General features: G+C 68.0%; 18 protein-coding genes. 6 read left to right on the forward strand and 12 right to left on the reverse strand.

Annotated features, from left to right (window positions below; genetic code table 11):
- The 6 genes from AC1DYK_RS06860 to AC1DYK_RS06885 all read right to left on the reverse strand — a co-directional run.
- Positions 1-468, reverse strand: a 468-nt coding sequence (locus AC1DYK_RS06860; RefSeq protein WP_478165573.1) for an SAF domain-containing protein, incomplete at its 3' end; no start/stop codon positions are given.
- Between the two features lie 12 nt (positions 469-480).
- A complete protein-coding gene (locus AC1DYK_RS06865) occupies positions 481-1776 on the reverse strand; it encodes a TRAP transporter large permease (RefSeq protein WP_478165574.1) in 1296 nt (431 codons plus the stop codon).
- 2 nt (positions 1777-1778) lie between these two features.
- Positions 1779-2267, reverse strand: a complete 489-nt coding sequence (locus AC1DYK_RS06870) for a TRAP transporter small permease (protein ID WP_442281570.1) — start codon at positions 2265-2267, stop codon at positions 1779-1781.
- Between the two features lie 56 nt (positions 2268-2323).
- Positions 2324-3295 carry a TRAP transporter substrate-binding protein gene (locus AC1DYK_RS06875; RefSeq protein ID WP_478165575.1) on the reverse strand — a complete coding sequence of 324 codons (972 nt, stop codon included), beginning with the start codon at positions 3293-3295 and terminating at the stop codon, positions 2324-2326.
- A 46-nt stretch (positions 3296-3341) separates the two neighbouring features.
- Entirely contained in the window at positions 3342-4232 is an 891-nt protein-coding gene (locus tag AC1DYK_RS06880; protein ID WP_478165576.1) for an SMP-30/gluconolactonase/LRE family protein, read from the reverse strand.
- Positions 4233-4237: 5 nt separating this feature from the next.
- The gene (locus AC1DYK_RS06885) at positions 4238-5071 is read right to left on the reverse strand and encodes an NAD-dependent epimerase/dehydratase family protein (RefSeq protein WP_478165577.1); all 834 of its coding nucleotides are present in this window, start codon (positions 5069-5071) and stop codon (positions 4238-4240) included.
- A 66-nt stretch (positions 5072-5137) separates the two neighbouring features.
- Between AC1DYK_RS06885 and AC1DYK_RS06890 the strand changes: the two genes are divergently transcribed.
- The 4 genes from AC1DYK_RS06890 (at position 5138) to AC1DYK_RS06905 (ending at position 9474) form a co-directional block, all read left to right on the forward strand.
- On the forward strand, positions 5138-5950 hold the full coding sequence (locus AC1DYK_RS06890) for a FadR/GntR family transcriptional regulator (RefSeq protein WP_478165578.1): 813 nt from the start codon (positions 5138-5140) through the stop codon (positions 5948-5950).
- A gap of 104 nt (positions 5951-6054) precedes the next feature.
- Positions 6055-7029, forward strand: coding sequence for a Bug family tripartite tricarboxylate transporter substrate binding protein (locus AC1DYK_RS06895; RefSeq protein ID WP_478165579.1), 975 nt, complete (start codon positions 6055-6057; stop codon positions 7027-7029).
- A 54-nt stretch (positions 7030-7083) separates the two neighbouring features.
- On the forward strand, positions 7084-7995 hold the full coding sequence (kdgD, locus tag AC1DYK_RS06900; protein ID WP_478165580.1) for a 5-dehydro-4-deoxyglucarate dehydratase: 912 nt from the start codon (positions 7084-7086) through the stop codon (positions 7993-7995).
- A gap of 42 nt (positions 7996-8037) precedes the next feature.
- Positions 8038-9474, forward strand: coding sequence for an aldehyde dehydrogenase family protein (locus AC1DYK_RS06905; protein ID WP_478165581.1), 1437 nt, complete (start codon positions 8038-8040; stop codon positions 9472-9474).
- A gap of 66 nt (positions 9475-9540) precedes the next feature.
- Here AC1DYK_RS06905 and mog read toward each other — a convergent pair whose 3' ends face one another.
- Together mog and yjgA are read right to left on the reverse strand one after the other, a co-directional pair.
- On the reverse strand, positions 9541-10134 hold the full coding sequence (mog, locus tag AC1DYK_RS06910) for a molybdopterin adenylyltransferase (RefSeq protein WP_478165582.1): 594 nt from the start codon (positions 10132-10134) through the stop codon (positions 9541-9543).
- Entirely contained in the window at positions 10131-10787 is a 657-nt protein-coding gene (yjgA, locus tag AC1DYK_RS06915; RefSeq protein WP_478165583.1) for a ribosome biogenesis factor YjgA, read from the reverse strand. The genes mog and yjgA overlap by 4 nt, the downstream gene beginning before the upstream one ends.
- Positions 10788-10845: 58 nt before the next feature.
- Here yjgA and pmbA point away from each other — a divergent pair, with 58 nt between their 5' ends.
- Positions 10846-12216: a metalloprotease PmbA gene (gene pmbA, locus AC1DYK_RS06920; RefSeq protein WP_478165584.1), complete on the forward strand. Its 1371-nt coding sequence runs from the start codon at positions 10846-10848 to the stop codon at positions 12214-12216.
- 417 nt (positions 12217-12633) lie between these two features.
- Positions 12634-13836 carry an ammonium transporter gene (locus AC1DYK_RS06925; RefSeq protein ID WP_478087937.1) on the forward strand — a complete coding sequence of 401 codons (1203 nt, stop codon included), beginning with the start codon at positions 12634-12636 and terminating at the stop codon, positions 13834-13836.
- A 139-nt stretch (positions 13837-13975) separates the two neighbouring features.
- On the opposite strand, the gene AC1DYK_RS06930 is transcribed toward AC1DYK_RS06925, so the two are convergent.
- From AC1DYK_RS06930 to AC1DYK_RS06945, 4 genes are all read right to left on the reverse strand, one after another.
- Entirely contained in the window at positions 13976-14428 is a 453-nt protein-coding gene (locus AC1DYK_RS06930; protein ID WP_478165585.1) for an NUDIX domain-containing protein, read from the reverse strand.
- A gap of 2 nt (positions 14429-14430) precedes the next feature.
- The gene (locus AC1DYK_RS06935) at positions 14431-14880 is read right to left on the reverse strand and encodes a GatB/YqeY domain-containing protein (RefSeq protein ID WP_478165586.1); all 450 of its coding nucleotides are present in this window, start codon (positions 14878-14880) and stop codon (positions 14431-14433) included.
- Between the two features lie 111 nt (positions 14881-14991).
- Positions 14992-15204, reverse strand: a complete 213-nt coding sequence (gene rpsU, locus AC1DYK_RS06940; RefSeq protein WP_007833691.1) for a 30S ribosomal protein S21 — start codon at positions 15202-15204, stop codon at positions 14992-14994.
- A gap of 99 nt (positions 15205-15303) precedes the next feature.
- Positions 15304-16545 (reverse strand): BaiN/RdsA family NAD(P)/FAD-dependent oxidoreductase, encoded by a 1242-nt coding sequence (locus AC1DYK_RS06945; RefSeq protein ID WP_478165587.1) that lies wholly within the window; start codon positions 16543-16545, stop codon positions 15304-15306.
- Positions 16546-16551 lie beyond the last annotated feature (6 nt).

Raw genomic sequence — 16551 nt, forward strand, 5'->3', positions numbered from 1 at the left:
CAGCAGCTCGGCCTTGATGCGCTGCACCGCGAACTCGGTGACGCCGGCGACGCACTGCACGGTCTGGGTGATCGCGAGGATGTTGCGCGATCCCACCGAGCCGTCCGGATTGCGGTAGCCCTCGAAGGTGTAGCCCTCGAGCGGCGGCATCGCGGGCGCCTTCACGGTGGCGATCGGCAGGCCTGCGAGCTCGCGCGCGGCGGGCATCTTCAGGAGCCGCTCGTGCACCCAGCTGCCGGCCGCGATGTCATTCAGCGCATAGCCGATCGCGACGTCGTAGCGACGGACCTCACCACCTTCGGGGATGTCCACCAGCGCCACCTTGTGGGCCTGCGGCACCTTCTCGCGCAGCGTCAGGCCGGACGGGAACACCGTGCCGGCCGCCAGCCCGCCGTCGTTGGCCACGATCGCGACGTTGTCGTTCGCATGCATGCGGATATAGAGCGGCGGCTTGACGGCTTCGGACATGGCGGTGTTCCTTTACTTGACGACCATGAAGAGACTCGGGAGCCAGGTCGAGAAGGCCGGCACGAAGGTGACGACGCCGAGCGCGAAGATCAGCGCGCCGTAGAAGGGCCAGATGGTCTTCATCACCGTGCCCACCGAGACGCCGCCGATCGCGCAGCCCACGAACTGCGTCGTGCCCACCGGCGGCGTGTTGAGGCCGAGCGCGCAGTTGATCAGCATCACGATGCCGAACTGCACCGAGCTCATGCCGTAGTGCTGGGCGATCGGCAGGAAGATCGGCGTGCACAGCAGGATGGTTGCCGCCATGTCGAGGAAGGTGCCCAGCACGAACAGGATGACGTTGATCAGCAGGAAGATCACCCACGGCGTGCTCGTGACCTCCGACAGCATCCGCCCCGTCAGCTCGGCCACGCCATAGAGGCTGATGAGGTAGCCGAAGGTGCTCGAGATGCCGATCAGCAGCAGGATCACGCCGGTGGTGCGCACCGCCTTCGAGGCCGCCTTGATGAAGTGCTCCCACTTGAGCGTGCGGTAGACGAAGATCGTCAGCGCCAGCGCATACAGCACGGCCACCGCGGCCGACTCGGTCGCGGTGAACACGCCCGACAGGATGCCGCCGAGGATCAGCACGACGATGAACAGGCCGGGCAGGGCGGCCGCGAAGGAGCGGCCGACGATCTGCCAGCCCGGGAAGCTGCCGGCCGGGTAGCCGCGCTTCACCGCCACCAGGTAGGCCGCCGCCAGGTTGCTGAGCGTGAGCACCGCGGCCGGCAGCAGCGCCGCCAGGATCAGCGCCGCGATCGAGACCTTGCCGCCGGCCGCGAGCGAATAGATGATCAGGTTGTGGCTGGTCGGCATCAGGGCGCCGACCAGTGCCGCGTGGGTCGTCACGTTGACCGCGTAGTCCGCGTGATAGCCCTCCTTCTTCATCATCGGGATCATCACCGCGCCCATCGCCGAGACGTCGGCCACGGGCGAGCCCGAGACGCCGCCGAACAGGGTGCAGGCGACCACGTTCGACATGCCCAGGCCGCCGCGCACGTGGCCCACCAGGTCGCGCGCCAGGTTGACGATGCGATCGGCGATGCCGCCGTAGAGCATCAGCTCGCCGGCGAAGATGAAAAACGGGATCGCGAGGAACGAGAAGATGCCCATGCCCGAGGTCATCTGCTGGAAGCCGACTTCCAGCGGCAGCCCTTCGTAGAGCAGCGTGGACAGGGCCGACAGGCCGATCGAGAACGCCACCGGCACGCCCAGCAGCAGGAACAGCGTGAAGCTCACGCACAGGATCAGGAGAGGAATGGTCATGCTCAGCCCCAGGCGGGTTCGACTTCGCGGCCTTTGGCGAGCGCGATGATGTGTTCGATCGAGAACATCACGATGAGGACGCCGGACACGGCGGCCGGCACGTACTTCCATCCCTCGGAGATCCACAGCGTGGGCAGCCGGTAGTCCCAGACCGACTCGGCCAGCGAGGCGCAGTTCCAGGCCATCGCGGCGCCGAACAGCAGGATCAGGAAATGGATCAGGAATTCCATCTTGAGGCGCAGCCAGTCGGGCGCCAGCACGAGGAAGGATTCGAGGCCGATGTGGCCCGCGTCGCGCACGCCGACGGCGACGCCGAGCATGGTCACGTAGAGCACCAGCAGCAGCGCCAGGCTCTCGGCCCAGGTGGGGGTGTTGTTGAGGACATAGCGGCCGAACACCTGCCAGCTCACAGCGCAGATCACCGCGACGAGGCCGAAGATGCCCAGCCACATGCAGGCGCGAGCCAGCGTGCGGCAGAGTTTCGTGTACATGGTTTGCCTTGGCCCCTCTCGCGTGCGGGAGAGGGGCAGGGTGGGAACGACCGGACCTACTTGGTTTCCTGCACGCGCTTGACCAGGTCCTTGAGCTTCGCGTCGACGATGAACTTGTCGTAGACCGGCTTCATCGCGGCCTGGAACGGGGCCTTGTCGACCTCGATGATCTCGGCGCCGCCGGCCTTCACGGTCGCGAGCGACTTCACTTCGCGCTCTTCCCACTGCCGGCGCATGTAGGGCACCGAATCCTTGGCGGCCTGGCGCAGCCAGCCCTGCTGCTCGGGCGTGAGCTTGTCCCAGGCACGCTTGGAGAACAGCAGCATCTCGGGGGCCATCGAGTGCTCGGTCTTGGTGTAGTACTTGGCGACCTCGAAGGCGCGTGCGCTTTCGTAGGTCGGGTAGTTGTTCTCGGCGGCGTCGATCAGGCCGGTCTTGAGGCCGGTGTAGACCTCGCCCATCGGCATCGGCGTGGCATTGGCCCCCATCGCCTCGAGCATCGAGACCCAGAGGTCGGACTGCTGCACGCGTACCTTGAGCCCCTTCATGTCGGCGAAGCTGCGCACCGGCTTCTTGGCGGTGAACATCGAGCGGGCGCCGCTGTCGTAGTAGGCCAGACCGATGAAGCCCTGCTTCTCGCAGGACTTGAGGATCTCCTCGCCGATCGGGCCGTCGAGCACCTTGTGCAGGTGGTCGACCGAGCGGAACAGGAAGGGCATGGTCGGCACCTGCGTCTCGGCACAGATGTTGTTCATCGGCGCGATGTTGACGCGCACCATCTGGAGCGCGCCGATCTTGGCCTGCTCGATCGTGTCCTTCTCGCTGCCCAGGGCGCTGTTGTTGAACACCTTGATGCTGTCCTTGCCGCCGGAGAGCTGCTTCAGGCGATCGCTCATGAACTTGACCGCGGTCACGGTGGGGTAGTCGTCGGGGTGGATGTCGGCCGACCGGAACTCGGTGGCCTGTGCGGCCATCGCGGTCATGCAGGCCGCGATGGCGACGATGAGTGCGTGCTTGTTGAACTTCATTTGTCTTCCTCTGCTGGTGGTTGTCGTGTTGCTTTGAATATCGGGTTCAGGCGCCGAAGGCCGGCTCCGGGATGCCCTGGGTGCCGGGCCGCAGCGCGAACACGCCGCCGGCCAGCGGCTGGTCCGCGAGGTCGCCGCCCGGGCGGATCGAGGTGACGAACAGCGTGTCGAGCTTCGGCCCGCCGAAGGCGCACATCGCCGGCTTCTTCACCGGCACCGCGAGCGAGCGGTCGAGCCGGCCCTCGGGCGTGAAGCGGTGCACCAGGCCGGCGTCGTTGCCGCAGATCCAGTAGCAGCCGTCGGCATCGACCGCTGCGCCGTCGGGTCGGCCGGGCAGGGGATTCATGTCGACGAAGACGCGCCGCCGCGAGGGCGTGCCGGTGGCGGTGTCGTAGTCGAAGGCCCAGATGGTCTGCACGCTCGGGTGCGAGTCGGAGAGGTACATCGTGCGGCCGTCGGGGCTGAAGGCGAGGCCGTTGGGAACGATCAGGTCTTCGAGTTGCAGCGAAGGCGCGGCGCTGTCCTTGTCATGCCGGTAGAGCCGGCCGACGCGCGCGCCGGCCGCCATGTCCATCTTCATCGTGCCGGCCCAGAAGCGGCCCTGGCGGTCGCAGCGGCCGTCGTTGAAGCGCATGCCGGGCGCGGCGTGCGCCACCTCGGCCAGCCGGGTGGCGGCGAGCCTTCCGTCGTCCTGCGGCGTGATCGAGAACAGGCCGCTTTCCATCCCGGCGATCCAGGCGCCGGGCAGGTCGGCGCGCGGCGCGATGCAGGCGGGCATTTCCTCGCTGGCCCATTGCGTGTGGCCGGCCGCGGACCGGCGGTGCAGCGCCCGTCCCGGAATGTCGACCCAGTACAAGGCCTCTTCGGCCATGGACCACACCGGGCTCTCGCCCGTGCCGCAGCGCGCGTCGACCACGAGTTCGGCCTGGCTCGCCATGGCGCTCAGTCTCCGAAGGGGCCCTGGGCGGTGAAGGCGCCGCCCTGGTAGATCGCATTCGGATCGCCGGGCGCCACCGGCGGCTGCGCCTCGACCTTGGCGCGAAAGACTTCCGAGCTGTCCTGCGGCACGAAGCCCAGGTGCGCGGCCGCCGCGTTGTCCCACCAGACGTCGCGGTTGGCCGACATGCCGTAGACCACCGTGTGCCCGACCTCGGGCGTGAAGAGCGACTTCTCGATCAGCGTGGTCAGGTCGCGGTAGCTGAGCCAGGTGCTCATCATCCGGCGGTTGAGGGGCTCGGGGAACGAGGAGCCGATGCGGATGCTCACGGTCTCGATGCCCCAGCGGTCGAAGTAGAACTGGGCGACGTCCTCGCCGAAGGATTTCGACAGGCCGTAGTAGCCGTCGGGCCGGCGTGCGACGTGCGCGTCCAGGTGCTCGGACTGCTTGTAGAAGCCGATCACGTGGTTGGAGCTGGCGAACACCACGCGCTTGACGCCGTGCCGGCGGGCGGCCTCATAGATATGGAACACGCCCTTGATGTTGGCTTCGAGGATTTCCTCGAAGGGCCGTTCGACCGAGACGCCGCCCAGGTGCACGATGGCGTCGCAGCCGGCCACCAGCGCGTCGACCGCCTGCTTGTCGGACAGGTCGCAGGCCACGACCTCTTCGTGCGGACCCTCGGCCGGCGCAACCGCCGCGATGTCGGACAGCCGCAGCACGGTCGCATACGGGCGCAGGCGTTCGCGCAGGACCTTGCCCAGGCCGCCCGCGGCACCGGTCAGGAGCAGGCGTGCGACTTGCGGCGCGAAGGAGTGCGGGGAAGAAGGGGCGCTCATTGTGTCTCTGTCTGAAGTCGTAAGTTATCGGTTGTCGTACAACGTGGAGACGATTATCATCATCGGATGTCGAACCTGTCAACGGGGTCAACCGCAACCTCCGAAGCCGCCGCCCTCGGCGCCACGCCGCGCCGCAAGGGGCGGGGTCTGGCGCATGGCCTGGTCGACGACCTGGGCGAGAAGATCCGCAGCCAGCAGCTGCGTCCGGGCGACAAGCTGCCGACCGAGTCGGCCATCATGCAGGCCTATGGCGTGAGCCGCACCGTGGTGCGGGAGGCGCTCTCCAAGCTGCAGGCCGGCGGGCTGGTGGAAACGCACCACGGCATCGGCACCTTCGTGCTCCAGCCACGGGCCGCGGGCATGTTCCGGCTCGAGGCCTCGGACATCGCCACCTCGGTCGACGTGCTGGCAGTGCTTGAACTGCGCATCAGCCTGGAGACCGAATCGGCAGGCCTGGCCGCGACCCGCCGCACCGAGGAACAACTCGCCGCCATGCGGCAGGCGCTCGATGATTTCGAGCACAACGTGGCCGTGGCCGGCGATACCGTGGCGCCCGATTTCCGCTTCCACCTGCAGATCGCGCAGGCCACCGGCAATCCCTACTTCGCGGACATCATGAGCCATCTCGGCACCACGATCATTCCGCGCACGCGCATCAGCGCGATCCGCAACCACGATCCGCGCGGCGAGTACCTGAGCCGGGTGAACCGCGAGCACGAGGAAATCTACGCGGCGATCGCGCGGCGCGATGCCGAATCGGCGCGCGCCGCCATGCGCATCCACCTGACCAACAGCCGCGAACGCCTGCGGATCGCCCAGGAGGCGGCCCGGCTCGACGCCGACAAGGCAGCGGCGGCCGGCCAGGCGTCGGCGGCCTGAGGGGCGAGCGGGCCATGGCTGGACAACTTTTCGAACTAGTTGTACGATGACTGATGACATCGCTGCCACGCGATGCTCATTCTTCAATATCCCGGAGACCACCCATGACCTTGAATCGACGCCATCTCGTGCTCGGCGCGCTCGGCGGCAGCCTGCTGGCGGCCGGTGCGGCCCAAGCCGCTGACGCCTGGCCTTCGAAGCCGATCCGCATCGTCGTTCCGTACCCGCCCGGCGGGTCGTCCGACATCATTGCGCGCTCCATCAGCCAGCCCTTGTCGGAAGCGCTGAAGCAATCGGTGATCGTCGAGAACCGGGCCGGCGCCAACGGCAACCTCGGCGCCGACCTGGTGTCGAAGGCACAGCCGGACGGCTACACGCTGCTGCTGTGCGACGTCGGTGCGCTGGCGATCAGTCCGTCGGTCTATACCAAGCTGTCCTTCGACCCCGCCAGGGATCTGCGCGGCGTGACCATGCTGGCCTATTCGCCGCACCTGCTGGTGGTGCATCCGTCGGTGCCGGCCAGCAACCTCAAGGAACTGGTCGCGCTGTCGAAGAAGTCGGACCTCAATTTCGCGGTCACCGCCACCGGCAGTGCGCCGCACCTGGCCGGGGTCGCGCTGGAACGCGCGAGCGGCGCGCGCTGGCAATACGTGCCCTACAAGGGCGGCGTGCAGGCAGTGCAGGACACCGTGGCCGGCCAGACCCAGGTGCTGATGAACGGCATGCTGGCGACGCTGCCGCACGTGCAGAGCGGCAAGCTCAAGGTGCTGGGCGTGTCCAAGGGCACGCGCATGCCGCTGATCGGCGAGGTGCCGACGATCGCTGAGCAGGGTGTGCCCGGCTTCGAATCCGGCACCTGGCAGGGCGTGCTGGCGCCACGCGGCACGCCCGAGGCGCTGGTGCAGCGCCTCAACAAGGAACTGATCGCGATCATCCGCTCGCCCGACATCCGCTCGCGCCTGGCCGGCCAGGGGGCCGAGGTCGTGACCATGACCCCGCCCGAGCAGGACCAGTTCTTCGAGAAGGAACGCGCCCGCTGGGCCAAGGTCGTGACCGCCGCCCAGATCAGGCTGGACTAGTCCGGGCGTCTTGCGACCCCTCCAACCCTTACTTCCACCCACCCCGTTCTTCACATGAATCCCCAAGAACTCAAATCCATCATGGGCTCCGGCCTGCTGTCGTTTCCGCTGACCGACTTCGACCGCAACGGCGACTTCGACCGGAAAAGCTACGAGAAGCGCCTCGAATGGCTGGCGCCCTATGGCGCGAGCGCGCTGTTCGCGGCCGGCGGCACCGGCGAGTTCTTCTCGCTGACCGGCGACGAGTACCCCGGGATCATCCAGGCCGCGGTCGACACCTGCCGTGGGAAAGTGCCGATCATCGCGGGCGCCGGCGGCCCCACGCGCTTCGCGATCCAGTGCGCCCAGGCCGCCGAGAAGGCCGGCGCGCACGGCGTGCTGCTGCTGCCGCACTACCTCACCGAGGCCGGCCAGGAAGGCCTGGCGGCGCATGTCGAGGCGGTCTGCAAGAGCGTCAGCTTCGGCGTCATCGTCTACAACCGCGGCCAGAGCAAGCTCTATCCCGCGACGCTCGAAAAGCTGGCCGAGCGCTGCCCGAACCTGGTGGGCTTCAAGGACGGCATCGGCGACATCGAGCTCATGAGCGCGATCCACCTGCGCCTGGGCGATCGCTTCGCCTACCTTGGCGGTTTGCCGACGGCGGAGGTCTATGCCGCGGCCTACAAGGCGCTCGGCACGCCGGTGTACTCGTCGGCGGTGTTCAACTTCATCCCCCGGACCGCGATGGATTTCTACGCCGCGGTGGCCAGGGACGACACCGCGACCCAGCACCGGCTGCTGAAGGACTTTTTCATGCCCTACCTGGAGATCCGCAACAAGGGCCAGGGCTACGCGGTGAGCATCGTGAAGGCCGGCGCGAAGATCGTCGGCCACGACGCCGGTCCGGTGCGCACGCCGCTGACCGAGCTCAAGCCCGACGAGTACCAGGCGCTGGAAGCGCTGATCGCGAAGCTCGGGCCGCAGTAAGCTGCCCCTTTTTCACCACCTCGATTCCCAAGGATCCCGGCCATGCAGAACTTCGACAACCTCATCAACGGCGAATGGCGCGCCGGTGCCAGCTACAGCGCCAACGTCAACCCGAGCAACCTCGGCGACGTGTTGGGCCAGTATGCGCAGGGCGACGGCGCCCAGGTGGAGGCGGCGGTCGCGGCCGCCACCGCCGCCTTCCCGGCCTGGGCCACCGGCGGCATCCAGGCGCGCTCCGAGGCGCTGGAGAAGATCGGCAACGAGATCCTGGCGCGCAAGGAAGAGCTCGGCACGCTGCTCGCGCGTGAGGAGGGCAAGACGAAGGCCGAAGGCATCGGCGAGGCCACCCGCGCCGGCCAGATCTTCAAGTTCTTCGCCGGCGAGTGCCTGCGCCTCTCGGGTGAAGTGCTCCCCTCGGTGCGCCCGGGCATCGGCGTCGAGATCACGCGCGAGCCGGTGGGCGTGGTCGGCCTGATCACGCCGTGGAACTTCCCTATCGCGATTCCGGCCTGGAAGATCGCACCGGCGCTGGCCTTCGGCAATTGCGTCGTCCTGAAGCCCGCCGACCTGGTGCCGGGCTGTGCCTGGGCGCTGGCCGAGATCATCAGCCGCTCGGGCATTCCGGCCGGTGTGTTCAACCTCGTGATGGGCCGCGGCAGCGTGATCGGCGATGCGCTGGTGAACCATCCGGGCATCCATGCGATCAGCTTCACCGGCTCGGTCGGCGTCGGCCGCAACATCGCGGTGCAGTGCGCCACGAACCACAAGAAAGTGCAGCTCGAGATGGGCGGCAAGAACCCGCAGGTGGTGCTGGACGATGCCGACCTGAACCAGGCGGTCGAGCTCAGCGTGCAGAGCGCCTTCTATTCGACCGGCCAGCGCTGCACAGCGTCGAGCCGGCTGATCGTGACCGAGGGCATCTATCCGAAGTTCATCGAGGCCATGAAAGCCCGGATGGCCAGGATCAAGGTCGGCGATGCGCTGGCGCAGGGCACCGACATCGGCCCGGTGTCGAGCGAGAGCCAGCTCCGGCAGGACCTGAACTACGTCGAGATCGGCCAGGCCGAGGGCGCCACGCTGGCGGCCGGCGGCGAGCGCCTCAAGCTCGATACCGACGGCTTCTACATGTCGCCCGCACTGTTCAGCGAGTCGGTAGCCTCGATGCGCATCAACAAGGAAGAGATCTTCGGCCCGGTTGCGAGCGTGATCCGGGTGAAGAACTACGAGGAAGCGCTGGCCACCGCCAACGACACCGAGTTCGGCCTGTCGGCCGGCATCGCCACGACCTCGCTGAAGTACGCGACCCACTTCAAGCGCCACAGCCAGGCCGGGATGGTGATGGTGAACCTGCCGACCGCGGGCGTGGACTACCACGTGCCCTTCGGCGGCCGCAAGGGATCGAGCTACGGCCCGCGCGAGCAGGGCAAGTACGCGCAGGAGTTCTTCACCGTGGTGAAGACGGCCTACACGCTCTCCTGAGACCTTGCGGGACAGACCAAGAACTGCGCAGCAGTTTTGCTCTGTCCTCAACTGACCAGGCGAGGCCTACGCCGGGCGAATCGCCGACTTGGGCCGGAAGGCCTTGCAGACCGCGTCATCGGTTTCCAGGTAGGGCCCGCCGATCAGGTCGACGCAGTAGGGCACGGCGGCGAAGATGCCCGCCACCGCCTGCGAGCCGTCGGCATTGCGCAGGCCTTCGAGCGTCTCGGCGATCGCCTTGGGCTGACCCGGCAGGTTGATGATCAGGCTGCGGTCGCGGATCACCGCGACCTGCCGCGACAGGATCGCGGTCGGCACGAAGCGCAGGCTGACCTGCCGCATCTGCTCGCCGAAGCCCGGCATTTCCTTGTGGGCCACGGCCAGCGTGGCTTCGGGCGTGACGTCGCGCGGGGCCGGGCCGGTGCCGCCGGTGGTCAGCACCAGCGAGCAGCCGGCGTCCACCAGGTCGATCAGCGCGGCGCTGATGCCGGCCCGCTCGTCGGGGATCAGGCGCGACTCGAAGGTGATCGGATTGCGCAACGCGCGCTGCAGCCATTCCTGCAGGGCGGGCAGGCCCTTGTCCTCGTAGACGCCGCTGGACGCGCGGTCGCTGATCGAGACGATGCCGATGCGCACCGGATCCAGCGCCGGCGCCATCATGCGTCCTCCTCGCGCGACTGGGCCGCGGCCTCGTCCGCGTGGTCCGCGCTGCCATGCACGCGCAGCTGGGCGCGCACGATCTGGAACACCTCGCGATAGGCCTTGCCCTGGCGCGGCGCTTCGCCGGGCGGGCCGGCCTTGATGTCCTTGCGGGCCTGGCGCACCAGCGCGCGCAGCTGCTGGGCATCGGTCGCGGGGTGGGTCTCGATCCAGCCGCCGAGCGCGTCGTCGTCGGCGATCAGCCGGTCGCGCCAGCGCTCGGCCTCGTGCAGCGCCGCGGTTTCCTCGGCCGGCAGGCGATCCTGTTCGGCCAGGGCGGAACGGATCGTGTCGAGGGTCGGGGCGTCGAGGCCGCGCATCAGCTTGCCGATGAACTGCATCTGGCGCCGCTTGCCCTCGAAGTTGGTGATGCGCTTGGCGTCCTCGATCGCGTCCCTGAGCTTGTCGCCCAGGTCGAGCTTGTCGAAGAGGCCGGCGCGCAGGCCGAGCAGGGCTTCGCCCAGCGCCTGCAGTTCGGCGCTTTCGCGTTTGAGGTCGGTCTTGCTGGCTGCGTCGGTGCCCTTGAGCTCGCGTTTGAGCTCCAGATCGAGTTCGCTGCCTTCGGCGACGAACTCGCCACGGACGAAGTAGCCTTTTTTGGGTTTGCGGGACATAGAGGCAATCGTTGGCCGCACCATCGGGAACAGGGGGCGCAAGTATCATAGCCAACACATGACCACATCTTCCTCGCGCGCCGATTCCGGCTTCGCCTACAGCCGTCCCTTTTTCGAAAACCTGGTCGATTCGGCCCTGGCGCACGCCAAGAAGCTCGGGGCCACCGATGCCGGCGCGGAAGCGTCCGAGGGTTGCGGCCTGAGCGTCTCGGTGCGCAAGGGCGAGCTCGAGAACGTCGAGCGCAACCGCGACAAGTCGCTCGGCGTCACGGTCTACGTGGGCCATCGCCGCGGCAACGCCAGCACCTCCGACTTCTCCGAAGCCGCGATCGCCCAGACCGTGCAGGCGGCCTACGACATCGCGCGCTTCACGGCCGAGGATCCGGTCAGCGGCCTGCCCGACGAGGCCGACATCGCCAAGGAGCAGCCCGACCTCGACCTGTTCCATCCCTGGGCTGTCACCAGCGAGCAGGCGGCCCGGCTGGCGCTCGAATGCGAGGCGGCGGCGCTTTCCACGGACAAGCGCATCACCAACAGCGAAGGCGCGGGCGTCTCGGCCCAGCAGAGCCATTTCTTCAGCGCCCACACGCACGGCTTCCGCGGCGGCTACGCGAGCTCGCGCCATTCGATCTCGGTGGCGCCGATTGCTGGCCGCGGCGACGACATGCAGCGCGACGCCTGGTACAGCTCGATGCGCTCGGCCGACGAGCTCGCGAGCCCCGCGGCGGTCGGGCGCTATGCGGCCGAACGCGCGCTGAGCCGTCTCCAGTCGCGCAAGATCAAGACCACCGAATGCCCGGTGCTGTTCGAGTCGCCGCTGGCGGCCGGGCTGCTGGGTGGCCTGGTGCAGGCCACCAGCGGCGGCGCGCTCTACCGCAAGAGCAGCTTCCTGCTCGATTCCCTGGGCAAGAAGGTGCTGCCCAAGCACATCGACGTGGTCGAGGACCCGCATGTGCTGCGCGGCAAGGGAAGCTCGCCGTTCGACGACGAAGGCGTGGTCACCCGCAAGCGCAGGGTGGTCGATGCCGGCCGGCTCGAGGGCTATTTCCTCAGCACCTATTCGGCGCGCAAGCTGGGCATGAAGACCACCGGCAACGCCGGCGGCTCGCACAACCTCACGTTGACTTCGCGCCTGACGAAGAAGGGCGACGACCTCGACGCCATGCTCGCCAAGCTCGGCACCGGCCTGCTGGTGATCGAGCTGATGGGGCAGGGCGTCAATTACGTCACCGGCGACTATTCGCGCGGCGCCAGCGGCTTCTGGGTCGAGAAGGGGCGGATCGCGTTCCCGGTGCAGGAGATCACCATCGCCGGCAACCTCAAGGACATGCTGCTGGGGATCGAGGCGGTGGGGGCGGATGTCTACAACTACGGCGCAAAGACCACCGGCTCCGTGCTGGTCAATCGCATGAAGGTCGCGGGGGCATAGGCTCGCCCCCAGGTCGGGCTCACTGCGTGTAGCCCTCCCACCCCCTACCGGGGGCGCAGTCAGCGGCCCGGCGAAGCCGGTTCCGCGACTGCCCGCCAACAGGCGCGCTGCGCGCAGCCGTAGAAAAACCCCCAGCGCCGATGGCTTTGGCCGGCGCAGCCAGGCCGGTTGGTGAAACACCGCGGAACCGGCTTCGCCGGGCCGCTGGTGTTGCCCCCGGCAGGGGGTGGGCGCCCGGACACGAAGTGCCGGGCAACCTGGGGGCGAGCAACATTTCAGTGCGTCATGCAACGGTATGGGACGGTGGGGCACCGCGGTGAAGCGTATTTGGCACCATTATTGCTTTCGATGGACGTGCCAGCCCCTGATTCAGGGCTGAGAGCACCACATCGACGCAACTTCAACAAGCCAAATTTCATGGATGCACTGACTCGGGGCACGAACGCGCTTTTTCTTCTTCTGGGCGCCATCATGGTGTTGTCGATGCATGCGGGCTTCGCCTTTCTCGAACTGGGAACGGTACGCAAAAAGAACCAGGTCAACGCGCTGGTGAAGATCCTGGTCGATTTCTCGGTCTCGACCATCGTCTACTTCCTCGTCGGCTTCGGCGTCGCCTATGGCACGCATTTCTTCGTCGGCGCCGAGCAGCTGGCGCTCGGTAGCGGCTTCGAGCTGGTGCGCTTCTTCTTCCTGCTCACCTTCGCCGCCGCGATCCCGGCGATCATTTCGGGCGGTATCGCCGAGCGCGCCAAGTTCTGGCCGCAGCTCATCGCCACGGCGGTCATCGTGGGCTTCGTCTACCCGCTGTACGAGGGCATCGCCTGGAACCGGGCCTTTGGCATCCAGGACTGGCTGGTGCGGGTGACGGGCCATGAATTCCACGACTTCGCGGGCTCGGTCGTGGTCCACGCGATGGGCGGCTGGCTCGCCCTGCCGGCGGTGCTGCTGCTGGGCGCGCGCCGCAACCGCTACCGCGGCGACGGCTCGTTGAGCGCCCATCCACCGTCGAACATCCCGTTCCTGGCCCTCGGCGCCTGGGTCTTGTGCGTGGGCTGGTTCGGCTTCAACGTGATGAGCGCGCAGACGATCGACAAGATCTCCGGCCTGGTGGCGGTGAATTCGCTGATGGCCATGGTGGGCGGGACGCTGGTGGCGCTGGCGCTCGGCAAGAACGATCCGGGGTTCGTCTACAACGGCCCGCTGGCGGGCCTGGTGGCCGTTTGCGCGGGCTCCGACCTGATGCACCCGATCGGTGCGCTGGTGGTGGGTGGCGTGGCCGGCGCGATCTTCGTCAAGCTCTTCACCCTGACGCAGAACAAATGGAAGATCGACGACGTGCTCGGCGTCTGGCCGCTCCACGGGTTGTGCGGCACCTGGGGCGGCATCGCGGCGGGCATCTTCGGCACCCGGGCGCTGGGCGGCATCGGCGGCGTGAACCTGTGGGCCCAGCTCATCGGCGTCGCGATCGGCGTGGCTTGGGCACTGGTGGCGGGCGGCGCGGTCTACGGCGTGCTGCAGGCCACCCTCGGACTGCGTCTGTCGCAGGAAGAGGAGTACGAAGGAGCGGATTTGTCGATCCACCACATCAGCGCCACGCCGGAGCGCGAAGCGAGTTGGTGACTCGCCCCCAGGTTGCCCGGCACTTCGTGTCCGGGCGCCCACCCCCTACCGGGGGCAACACCAGCGGCCCGGCGAAGCCGGTTCCGCGGTGTTTCACCAACGGGCCTGGCTGCGCCGGCCAAGCACGCGCGGGTGCGGTTCAGGGGGCCAGGACGGCGCGGACTTTCTCGATGACCCGGACGTAAGGGGCGGCGAAGTGATCCAGCGGCGCGTCGTGCGTTAGCCAGCTGAAGCTGAACACCAGGCCGTCTTCCTCGGGGCTGCCCGAGGCGACGTGTTCGAAAGTCTCGGGCAGCGGCGCTTCGGCGCGCATCAGGTACAGATGCCAGAGCTGCGGGTGGCGGCGCTTGTTGCCTTCGACACCGGCCTCGCAGTCGCGGTCGATGGTGCCAAGCGGCAGCAGTTCACCCAGGTAGTCGATGCCGGACTCCTCCAGCAGTTCGCGCCGCACCGCGGCCTCGGGCGCTTCCCCGGCCTCGATGGTGCCCTTGGGCAGCTGCATGCCCCGGTCCTCGGGGTGGTGGAACACCAGCAGCCGGCCCCGGCCGTCGACCAGGCAGGCGCAGGCCTTGAGGACCGGGCTCGCCTTCACGTTCAGGCGCCCGCGAGCGCTGCCTTCACGGCGGCGCTGACCTGGCCCATGTCGGCCTTGCCGGCCAGCCGGGTCTTGACCGCGCCCATCACCTTGCCCATGTCGCCCGGGCCCTTGGCGCCGAGCTCGGCGACGATCGCCTTGACCTCGACCGCGACCTCTTCGGCGCTCATGCGCTGCGGCAGGTAGACCTCGAGCACCTTGATCTCGGCGGCTTCCTTGTCGGCCAGGTCGGTGCGGCCGCCCTGGGTGAAGGCGGTGACCGAGTCCTTGCGCTGCTTGACCAGCTTGTCGACGATCGCAACGACCATCGCGTCGTCGAGTTCGACCCGTTCGTCGACTTCCTTCTGCTTGAGGGCCGCGAGCAGCAGGCGGATGGTGCCCAGGCGCTCGGAGTCCTTGGCGCGCATCGCGGTCTTCATGTCTTCGGTGATCTGGTCCTTGAGGCTCATGGCAGGCTTTCGTAGATGGAGCGAAAAAACAAAAGCCGCGGCAGGTATTCCCTGGCGCGGCTCGATCCGGGCTGAACCGGGCGTTGGCCCGGGGGCCAACGCTGCAGGTGCTTAGTACAGCTTCTTGGGCAGCTGCATGCTGCGCACGCGCTTGTAGTGGCGCTTGACGGCCGCGGCCTTCTTGCGCTTGCGCTCGGCGGTCGGCTTTTCGTAGAACTCGCGGGCACGCAGGTCGGTCAGCAGGCCGAGCTTTTCGATGGTGCGCTTGAAGCGGCGCAGTGCGACGTCGAACGGCTCGTTTTCTTTTACGCGGATGGTGGTCATTTATGGATCGGTTGGTTGGATTTGGCCCGGAGAGATCGAAGCCCCGGGCCGGGGTTCCTCAACTGAAAAAAGGGGTGGGCCGTTGAGGGGTGGCCGAAGTTAGCCCGAGATTATAGCGTCAGCTTGGGGTCCCGGCGCCAGTGCCTGGGCGCAGGCGTGCGCGCTGGCCCAGGCCCACTGGAAGTTGTAACCGCCGAGCCAGCCCGTGACGTCCACCACCTCGCCGATGAAATAGAGGCCGGGCTGCTTCGATTCCATGGTCTGCGACGACAGGTCGCGAGTGTCGACGCCGCCGGCCGTGACCTCGGCCTTCTTGTAGCCCTCGGTGCCGCTGGGCGTGATCTGCCAGCGCGCGATGCGCTCCGCCAGCGCGGCCAGCGCCCGGTCGGCGGCTTCGTTGATGGGGCGCTGCAGCCCCGCGTCCTGGCCGACCCAGGCGTCCGCCAGCCGGGAGGGCACGAGCGCCGCCAATTCGTTGCCGATCCGCTTGCGGGAGCGCTGCTTGGCATCGCCCAGCGCGGCCGCGACATCGGTGCCGGGCGCGAAATCGATGGTCAGCGGCGCCCCGGGCTTCCAGTAGCTCGAGATCTGCAGCACCGCCGGCCCCGACAGCCCGCGATGCGTGAACAGCAGGTCCTCGTGGAACGTCATCCGTTCCTTCTTGCTGCCGGTTTCGATCTGCACCGGCAGCGCGAGGCCGGCGAGGCCCGCATACGGCTCCCAGGCCTCGCCGCCGAAGGTCAGCGGCACCAGCGCCGGCCGCGGCGCGACCACGCGCAGGCCGAACTGTGCGGCGATCCGGTAGCCGAAGTCGCTGGCGCCGATCTGCGGGATCGAGAGGCCGCCGGTGGCGACCACCACGCGCGGCGCCCGGACCGGGCCGCGGCTGGTCTCGATCCGGTAGCCGCCCTCGTCGGAAAAGGCGATCTCGCCGACGCTGCAGGGCTGCCAGTGCGCCACCCCGCCGGCCGCGCATTCGGCCAGCAGCATGTTGATGATCTGCTGCGAGGGGCCGTCGCAGAACAGCTGGCCCTTGTGCTTCTCGTGGAACGCGATGCCGTGGCGCTGCACCAGCGCGATGAACTGCTGCGGCGTGTAGCGCGACAGCGCCGAGCGGCAGAAGTTGGGGTTGTCGCCGATGAAGTGGCGCTGCGGCGCGCGCACGTCGAGATCGCGGTTGGTGAAGTTGGCGCGGCCGCCGCCCGAGATGCGGATCTTCTCGGCGATGCGCTCGGTGTGGTCGACGAGCAGCACCTTCAGGCCGCGCTGGCCCGCGAGGCTGGCGCAGAAGAGGCCGGCGGCGCCCGCGCCGATGACGACGACGTCGAAGGAAGAGTTCAACGCGCG

This window comes from Variovorax sp. P2_H12 (genome assembly GCF_056403395.1).

What these genes read in the sequence shown, in the direction of transcription:
- AC1DYK_RS06890 (WP_478165578.1), top strand. Translation starts at nt 5,138, where the DNA reads ATGTCGAACCTGTCAACGGGGTCAACCGCAACCTCCGAAGCCGCCGCC.
- AC1DYK_RS06865 (WP_478165574.1), bottom strand. Translation starts at nt 1,776, where the DNA reads ATGACCATTCCTCTCCTGATCCTGTGCGTGAGCTTCACGCTGTTCCTG.
- mog (WP_478165582.1), bottom strand. Translation starts at nt 10,134, where the DNA reads ATGATGGCGCCGGCGCTGGATCCGGTGCGCATCGGCATCGTCTCGATC.
- AC1DYK_RS06925 (WP_478087937.1), top strand. Translation starts at nt 12,634, where the DNA reads ATGGATGCACTGACTCGGGGCACGAACGCGCTTTTTCTTCTTCTGGGC.
- AC1DYK_RS06905 (WP_478165581.1), top strand. Translation starts at nt 8,038, where the DNA reads ATGCAGAACTTCGACAACCTCATCAACGGCGAATGGCGCGCCGGTGCC.
- AC1DYK_RS06880 (WP_478165576.1), bottom strand. Translation starts at nt 4,232, where the DNA reads ATGGCGAGCCAGGCCGAACTCGTGGTCGACGCGCGCTGCGGCACGGGC.
- kdgD (WP_478165580.1), top strand. Translation starts at nt 7,084, where the DNA reads ATGAATCCCCAAGAACTCAAATCCATCATGGGCTCCGGCCTGCTGTCG.
- AC1DYK_RS06875 (WP_478165575.1), bottom strand. Translation starts at nt 3,295, where the DNA reads ATGAAGTTCAACAAGCACGCACTCATCGTCGCCATCGCGGCCTGCATG.
- AC1DYK_RS06935 (WP_478165586.1), bottom strand. Translation starts at nt 14,880, where the DNA reads ATGAGCCTCAAGGACCAGATCACCGAAGACATGAAGACCGCGATGCGC.
- AC1DYK_RS06870 (WP_442281570.1), bottom strand. Translation starts at nt 2,267, where the DNA reads ATGTACACGAAACTCTGCCGCACGCTGGCTCGCGCCTGCATGTGGCTG.
- AC1DYK_RS06895 (WP_478165579.1), top strand. Translation starts at nt 6,055, where the DNA reads ATGACCTTGAATCGACGCCATCTCGTGCTCGGCGCGCTCGGCGGCAGC.
- rpsU (WP_007833691.1), bottom strand. Translation starts at nt 15,204, where the DNA reads ATGACCACCATCCGCGTAAAAGAAAACGAGCCGTTCGACGTCGCACTG.
- yjgA (WP_478165583.1), bottom strand. Translation starts at nt 10,787, where the DNA reads ATGTCCCGCAAACCCAAAAAAGGCTACTTCGTCCGTGGCGAGTTCGTC.
- pmbA (WP_478165584.1), top strand. Translation starts at nt 10,846, where the DNA reads ATGACCACATCTTCCTCGCGCGCCGATTCCGGCTTCGCCTACAGCCGT.
- AC1DYK_RS06885 (WP_478165577.1), bottom strand. Translation starts at nt 5,071, where the DNA reads ATGAGCGCCCCTTCTTCCCCGCACTCCTTCGCGCCGCAAGTCGCACGC.